We start from the raw sequence: 7,390 nt of genomic DNA, 5'->3' as shown, positions 1-7,390 counted from the left end.
GATATTAATATTATCTGCTATAATTAGGAGGGTTGAGGTTTCACGATGGCCGCGGTCACAATGTTCATTCGGAGTGACTGAGGAACTTCCGGGCTCCACAGAGCACAATGGCGGATAACGTCCGCCCAGGGCGACCTGAGAGATAGCGCAACAGAGAATAGACCGCCTGAACGTTTCGTTCGGGTAAGGGTGAAACGGCGGCGTAAGAGACCACCGGGCTTCTGGTAACAGTAAGCCGCATGGCAAGCCTCATTGGGAGCAAGGTCAAGCAGAAGACGCTTTAGAGCTGCTCGCTCAAGTCTTCGGGTAGACTGCTAGAGTTTGGCGGTAACGTCAAATCGAGATGGATGGCCATCCGCATGCACTTGTGTATGCGACAAAACCCGGGGTATGTGAAACCTCATCAACTCAACCAAATAGCATATTTTCAACTTATATCGCTGATTTTTGGAGCGAAAGAAAAATCAGAAAATACTGCTAAACACTTATTAAACGACGAATCTAAATCAACTTTTACGTTTGAATTATCAACTACCCCGCATGTTTGCATACCAGCTTGCTGAGCTGAACATAAAGCTGTAGCAGAATCTTCAAAAACTATGCATTCAGCTGGATCTGCTTTAAGCTGATTAGCAATATCGGCATAAGTTTTAGGACTATGCTTACCTTTTTCAGATAAATCTTCTCCAAAATGAAGAAAATCAAAACAATCAAAAACACCAACTCTTTTTAAAGCTGGAATACACAAGCGTTTAGAAAGAGTTGTGACAAGAAAAAGCTTTACACCATTAGAATGCAAATAATGCACATATTCATACGCGCCTTTTCTTAGCGGAAGATGATTAGCATAAGCGTCAAAAGCCATATCTGACCACTCCTTCATCAAATCTTCAGGAGCATCAGTAAATCCGTAATTTTTAATAACATATTCTGCAATTTGTCTAGGATTCATTGTTGCAGTTGTACTAGCAAAGATTGAGGGAACGCTCATACCACGTTTCGCAAAACTTACTCGATCAATATCATCCCAAACGCTTAAAGAATCAAGTAATGTGCCGTCAAAATCAAAAATCGCTGCAACAATAGACGAATTATTTTGTAAATCCATCAATGATCTTTCTACTTGCATTCAATAGTTCACGAGCATGTTCTAGTGAAGTTTTTGATTCACTTCCATCAAGCATCCTAGCAATCTCTTGTTCACGCATCAAATCATTAAGCTCAATAACAGAAGTATTTGCAACTTTAGCAAAAGAGCTATTCTCGCTATTATCGCCATTTTCAACAAGATTTTTTTGTACTGCAAATTGTACATCTGCAAAAGAAGCAACCTGAGCTAAATGAGTAACAACAATAACTTGAGCATGTTGAGAAAGTTGAGCCAAACGTTTACCTAGCTCTACTGCCGCAACACCACCAACACCAGAATCTACTTCGTCGAAAATAAATGTCATATTTTCTTCGTCGCAATCTGTCAACTTCGCAATAACAAGCTCAATTGCAAGCATAAGCCTACTTAATTCACCACCAGAAGCACTTTTGCTCATCGGCAAATCTGAAGAAGCAGGAAATGGTCGGAACAAAAACTCTACATCATCACATCCGTTAGCATCAAGCGGAATAGAACCAGATAAATCTTCGCAACGCTTATTTACAGTGATAATTAATTGAGCACCTGGCATAGCCAAAGAGTTTAATTCTTCACTAACTAAAGTGCCAAAATCATGAGCTGCATTTAAACGAGTTTTATATAATTCTTCAGCAAGTTTAAGAGCATCATCATATCGTTGAGCACATTTAGCACGCGCTTTGGCAATAGCTTCAGGAGAATCATCTAAATCTTCAAGTTCAAACTGAGCTTTTTCGGACCAATCAAGTACATCATCTAATGTTGGCCCCCACCTACGAGTTAAATCAGTAAGATCATGAATACGAGAATTTAAATCATCTAAATCTTTTTCACTTACATCGATATCCAACTGTTGAGCAAGCTGCATTACAATATCGTCAAGTTGAGCATGAATATCGTCAAGTTGATTTGCAATAGAATTGAAAGAATCATCTACACGAATATTTCGTAATGCTTGAGAAGCTTTATCTACAAGAAAACAAGCATCTTCAGATGATTCTGAAGCACCATAATCTATTTGACTGGAATCAAGGGATGCGAGCGCAATGCTCACTGCTTTGACAATTTGAGCAGAATTCTCAATTCTTTCTCTTTTTGCGCGCAATTCCTTATCTTCATTAGGGAAAGGATTCACATCTCGTATTCGCGCTAATGATTCTCTAAGGTAATCTGCACGTTGCCGTGAAGAAGACGCTTGATTTTCTAGTCGGTTACATGCATCTTTAGCATCTTTCCACGCTTGATACGCACATGCGTATTGCTTAAGTAATTCACTATTTTTAGATACAGTATCAAGTAATTCGCGTTGTTTTGAATTTGTTGCTATGCGTAATTGGTCACTTTGTCCATGAATCACTATCAATCGAGAACATACTTGTTCAAGAACTGTTTTTGGTACTGCGAAACCAGAAATTGTTGCTCTTGAACGACCTTCTTGTGGTACTGTTCTAGAAACATACATATCTGATTTATTTTCGTCATTTTCTGAAGGCTCTAATTCAATACCGGATTTGCCAACAGCATCTACTAATTCACTTGTTTTAGGAATACTAAATATGCCTTGGACCCACGCTTCTTTAGCATTTGGAGAAATCCTTGCAACTTCTGCTTTGGATCCAGAAATAAGCTTGATAGCACTTAAAAGCATTGACTTTCCGGCACCTGTTTCGCCCGTAATAGCTGTCATGTGAGACGAAGGAGTAATAAGCGCATGTGAAATTGGCCCAAGATTACGTATTTCTAACTCTTCAAGCACGCTGTACCTCGTTTTATAAATGCTATATTTAATATTATTTTCTACTTAAATAATTCATTTTAAAGAATTATTATTGTGCTCACGCCATCCAACTATTGGCAAATCAAATTTTGTAACTAAACGCTTCGTAAAAGGAGCGCCAGAAAGTCTAGCTAATAATAGCTCATCTTTTGATTGACGAACTTGAATCCTTGATCCCTGAGGGAGCGCACGCTGTCTTCTACCGTCGCAACAAATCCAACCTCCAGAAGACGATTCATTAAGAATGTCAATAGTAAAAGTAGAACCGGCACCAATAATTAGAGGACGCGCAAAAAGAGCATGAGCAGCTAATGGCACTAATTGCAATGCTTCTACATTTGGCCACATAATTGATCCACCTGCTGAAAATGCGTAAGCTGTGGAACCAGTAGGAGTTGAAACTATTACACCATCGCAACCAAAAGATGACATTTCAACATCGTCTACTCGTATTGAAAGTTCTACCATTCGACCTCTGTCTTCACGATCAAGAGTTATATCGTTCAACGCCCAATCACTTAAAGGCTTACTTTCACCAGGAAGCCAAACATCTACATGAGCTTCCATTCTCCTGTCAATAGTGTAATCCTTGTTTGCAATTCTACGAATAGCATCATTAATTTGAAAACTTTCGAATTCTGCCAAAAAACCAACATGACCAAGATTTATGCCGATAATTGGAACAGTAGTACAATGCACTAACTCAGCAGCCTGAAGCATGGTGCCATCTCCCCCAAGTACCACAACTATTTCCGTATTTTCGTCAACTATACGAGTAGTTTTTTTAGCAAAATCAGACACAGAAGCACTGTTGAATACGTCAACAACGAATCCAGCTTTAATAAGTTGAGTCTTGACTTGATTTACCACATCACTGTGAACATCGATCCTAGCGTGAGTAACTACAAGAGCACGACGAGCCGCCGAAGCGGAATTAGTATCGAAATGTTCCTGCATATACAGCCCCTTCGTACTGTTTAAACACAACTACTACTATTGTAATTGTTAGGATACATATTGAAAAATGCTAAACATTCAATGATTAACTTATTTCTCGTAACGCGCATAAAGAAGATACTCCGTATTGCCATGTGTTCCTTCAATAGGAGATTCACAAGAGGAGATAACCTTTAGACCATTTTGATTTGCACAACTTTTTATTGTTTCTAAAGCTTTAATTTTTAAAGTTTCGTCAGTTACTATTCCACCTTTTCCAAGGTTTCCTTTTCCTACTTCAAATTGCGGCTTAACTAAAAGCACAATATCTGCATGCAATTGAGCTATTCTAGAAATTACTGGAATAACAAGCGTTAGAGAAATAAAAGAAACGTCCGAAACTATAAGATTTGGCTTATATGGCAAGTTTTCTTCGTACACATTTCGAATATTTACACCGCTCATTTCAATTACATGTGAATTGTTAGCTATTTTTGGATGTAATTGACCATGACCAACATCTAAAGCTATTACAGAATGAACGCCTCTTTGCAAAAGAACGTCGCAAAAACCGCCCGTTGATGCACCTATATCTAGAGCTTTAGTTGATTTGGAAGTAGTTAAACCATTTTTAGAAAACGCTTCGAAGGCACCTTCTAACTTAAGCGCTCCGCGAGAAACGTATCTAATACAAGATTGCGTATTTTTTGATTCATTGATTGTTATTGCATGTGAATTGTTTACTAAAAATGAGGATTTTGTAATATTTCGATTGTCAACACTCACTACGCCAGCACGAATTAAACGCTGAGCAGTTGTCCTACTTTCTGCTAAACCACGCTTAACCAAAGCGCAATCTAAACGTTGTGAAATATTGCTATTTGAAAGTTTACTTAAATCCTCATTTACAGTCATAAGGAAAACTCCGGAAGAGTATAATTTTCCATATTTTCACCGCAATCTTGCAAACTCCATGCCAGCGCACAAGCAGCTCTCAAAGCATTGCAATCGTTGGTGTTATTAACTTCAATAATATTATTATTCACAACTCTTGCTATAGCATCTTCACAAGTAAAAGTAGTACCGTTAACGCGTTCAGGAGCATTATGAGATTCGTTTAATCCTCGCAAGTCTTTAGAAACAAAACTTGGACGCAAATGTTTTGGTGCAAGCATAAGCATGCGAGGATCTGTAACTCCAGTAAGAACAAGTAAAGAAGCATAGCCTCCTCTTGTCCCAGCCTCAATATCAGTATCTAAACGATCTCCAACTGCTAATGAATGCTCAATACTAATTACAGGATTCCCATACTCGTCTTTTTCAGTGTATTCTTCACATTCAGAATCATCATGCTTAGCATTAGCAGCAACCAAAAACCTTGCTTCATCATACATTGCAGATTCTGGTTTTCCAGCAGACGAAATAGGCTCCACACCCGTAGCATTAATAACAGCTTGAATCATGGAACCGCATCCAGGAGCAATACCATGCTCTCTTGGAATAGTTAAGTCGCGGTTAGTAACGAAATATTTTGCACCATGCTCAACAGCGAAAGAAACTTCCGCCATTTCTTGCCAAGTCATTTGAGGATACCAGCCTTGAATAACAGCTTTAGGATTATCTTCGCACGAATCTACAAGCTCTAATCCTACGCGTTGCACTTCTTGACGCAAATGTTCAGCGCCGAGAACAAGAACTTTAGATCCTTTCTCAACATTGCGAGCTACCATTCTTGCTGCAACAACAGAAGACGTTATAATCTGCCATGGTTCTACTTTTAAACCAAAACTTTCCAGTTGTTTTGCAACAACAGATTGGAAACGCGAAGAATTATTAGTTGTGTATTCAATTGCCATTCCATTTTTTTGCGCAAACAAAATGGAATCAGACGCATATTCAACAGCATTTCCACCACGATATACAACACCATCTAAATCAAGCAGTGCTAGACGAAATGCATCGCTTAACGGACGATTACATGAAGAAAAATTCTTTTTCGTTTCAACTTGCATACTATACCTCATTTAAGTTTGCTAAACACTGCACTTAATTTAGATTCAAATTTTATTAAGCCTATTTTWTAAATATCAACTCTTAAAGCAGCAAGTGCCCGGCTTACTTAAAAGCAGCCGGGCGCAAATATTCAAATGTTACGAACTACTCTTCGTCAGCGTGAACAGCACTCATCTCGATAGTATCTGTATTATCCGCATTCTCAGAGTTACTTGTCTCTTCTGAGTCTTCTAAATCTTCAGTTACTTCAGATTCTTCATCAGATTCTTCATCAGGAGCAAATTGAGCATCATCTTCACTCATGCCAATTTCATCCATCATGTCATCATTCAAATGCTCTAAATCATAGTCGATAACAATATCATCAGGATTTATATCTTCGTCATCAACATCAGCATACTGTTGCTCAAGCTTATCAAGCAAAGACTCTAATTCAATTGCTTCGTCACTACGACCGGCTTCTTCCAAGAAGTATTGTTCTGCTTGAACTGCACGCATACGATACTCTCCAGGAAGACCCTTTGAACGACCCATTGCATGAACCAATTCAATAGCCTTATCAGCATGACCAGTATCAGCCAAAACGCCTGCATAAACGAGGAACATTTCGGCTTTTACTTCTCCTCTTAAGGTTTTTGCTTCATCTGACATGCAAATTTCTAAAGCCTTATCTAGATTTCCCATACCGCGCTCGCAATCGGCAATAAATGGCAAATAATCAAGGTAACCATTCATTCGCATTGCAGTGCGGAATTCCTTAGAAGCAAGCTTGTAATCGCCCTGACGATAGGCCACAAAAGCTAAAGTTTCGCGAGCAAAATCAATACGAGATGCTTGCTTAGCAGCCCACTTTGCATGTTCTAATGCAAGTTCAGGATTTTCTTCTTGCAAAGTATAGGCCGCAAGAATATGAAGACCAATATTTTCAGCATGCTCCTTTGAAAGACCGCGCAAACGCTCGCGATCTTCTTTAGAAAGCATTGCCCATTCCAAACCTTTTGGCATCTTAGGCTCACCAGGGCGGCGTGCTGTATAAGGATTTTGAGATGGATAAGAAACAGTTCCGTCAGAATTGCGGCGTGGACCATCTTCAAAGCGGAAGTTACTACGCGAATTTGCGCGACGGTCATCTCTGCGGTCATCTCTGCGATTGTCACGACGATCAAAACGACGCTCATTATCTCTGCGCTCATCGCGACGATCATCTCTGCGGTCATCACGGAAGCCACCCTTAGAGCCTTTATGAAAATCTTTATGGAAATCGCCATTGCGATGGTTCTCACGACGATTATCCCTGCGATCGTCACGATGGTTAAAACGATGTTCACCATCAAACTTCTTGTAGCGTGGGTTGCCACCTTCTTCACCAGAATGTTCAAAATCTCTAGAGCGACGATCATCGCGACGATCATCTATACGATCAAAATGACGGTTACGATCAAAGCGACGATCATTATCGCGATTCTCTGAGCGGAATCCGTCCTTCTTAAAACCATTCTTCTTAAAACCACCGCGACGGTCATCTTTACGATCGC

General features: G+C 39.6%; 6 protein-coding genes and 1 other RNA gene. 1 reads left to right on the top strand and 6 read right to left on the bottom strand.

Annotated elements, in window-relative coordinates; translation table 11 throughout:
• The first annotated feature begins 33 nt into the window (after positions 1-33).
• An RNA gene (gene rnpB, locus A5294_RS03190) (RNase P RNA component class A) lies at positions 34-407 on the top strand.
• A gap of 20 nt (positions 408-427) precedes the next feature.
• On the opposite strand, the gene A5294_RS03185 is transcribed toward rnpB, so the two are convergent.
• The 6 genes from A5294_RS03185 to A5294_RS06790 form a co-directional block, all read right to left on the bottom strand.
• Positions 428-1,108 (bottom strand): HAD family phosphatase, encoded by a 681-nt coding sequence (locus A5294_RS03185; RefSeq protein ID WP_064340445.1) that lies wholly within the window; start codon positions 1,106-1,108, stop codon positions 428-430.
• On the bottom strand, positions 1,092-2,885 hold the full coding sequence (recN, locus tag A5294_RS03180; RefSeq protein WP_064340444.1) for a DNA repair protein RecN: 1,794 nt from the start codon (positions 2,883-2,885) through the stop codon (positions 1,092-1,094). Before recN ends, A5294_RS03185 begins: the two co-directional genes overlap by 17 nt.
• Before the next feature lie 54 nt (positions 2,886-2,939).
• Entirely contained in the window at positions 2,940-3,863 is a 924-nt protein-coding gene (locus tag A5294_RS03175; RefSeq protein ID WP_004119420.1) for an NAD kinase, read from the bottom strand.
• Positions 3,864-3,953: 90 nt separating this feature from the next.
• Positions 3,954-4,757, bottom strand: a complete 804-nt coding sequence (locus A5294_RS03170) for a TlyA family RNA methyltransferase (RefSeq protein ID WP_004106808.1) — start codon at positions 4,755-4,757, stop codon at positions 3,954-3,956.
• Positions 4,754-5,854 carry an HAD-IIA family hydrolase gene (locus A5294_RS03165; RefSeq protein WP_064340443.1) on the bottom strand — a complete coding sequence of 367 codons (1,101 nt, stop codon included), beginning with the start codon at positions 5,852-5,854 and terminating at the stop codon, positions 4,754-4,756. Before A5294_RS03165 ends, A5294_RS03170 begins: the two co-directional genes overlap by 4 nt.
• 145 nt (positions 5,855-5,999) lie before the next feature.
• Positions 6,000-7,390, bottom strand: a 1,391-nt coding sequence (locus tag A5294_RS06790; protein ID WP_064340442.1) for a hypothetical protein, incomplete at its 5' end; no start/stop codon positions are given.

Origin of the sequence: Gardnerella sp. 30-4, from assembly GCF_001641215.1 — a bacterium.
GTDB classification, from domain to species: Bacteria; Actinomycetota; Actinomycetes; order Actinomycetales; family Bifidobacteriaceae; genus Bifidobacterium; species Bifidobacterium leopoldii.
This window is presented reverse-complemented; position numbering and strand designations above follow the sequence as displayed.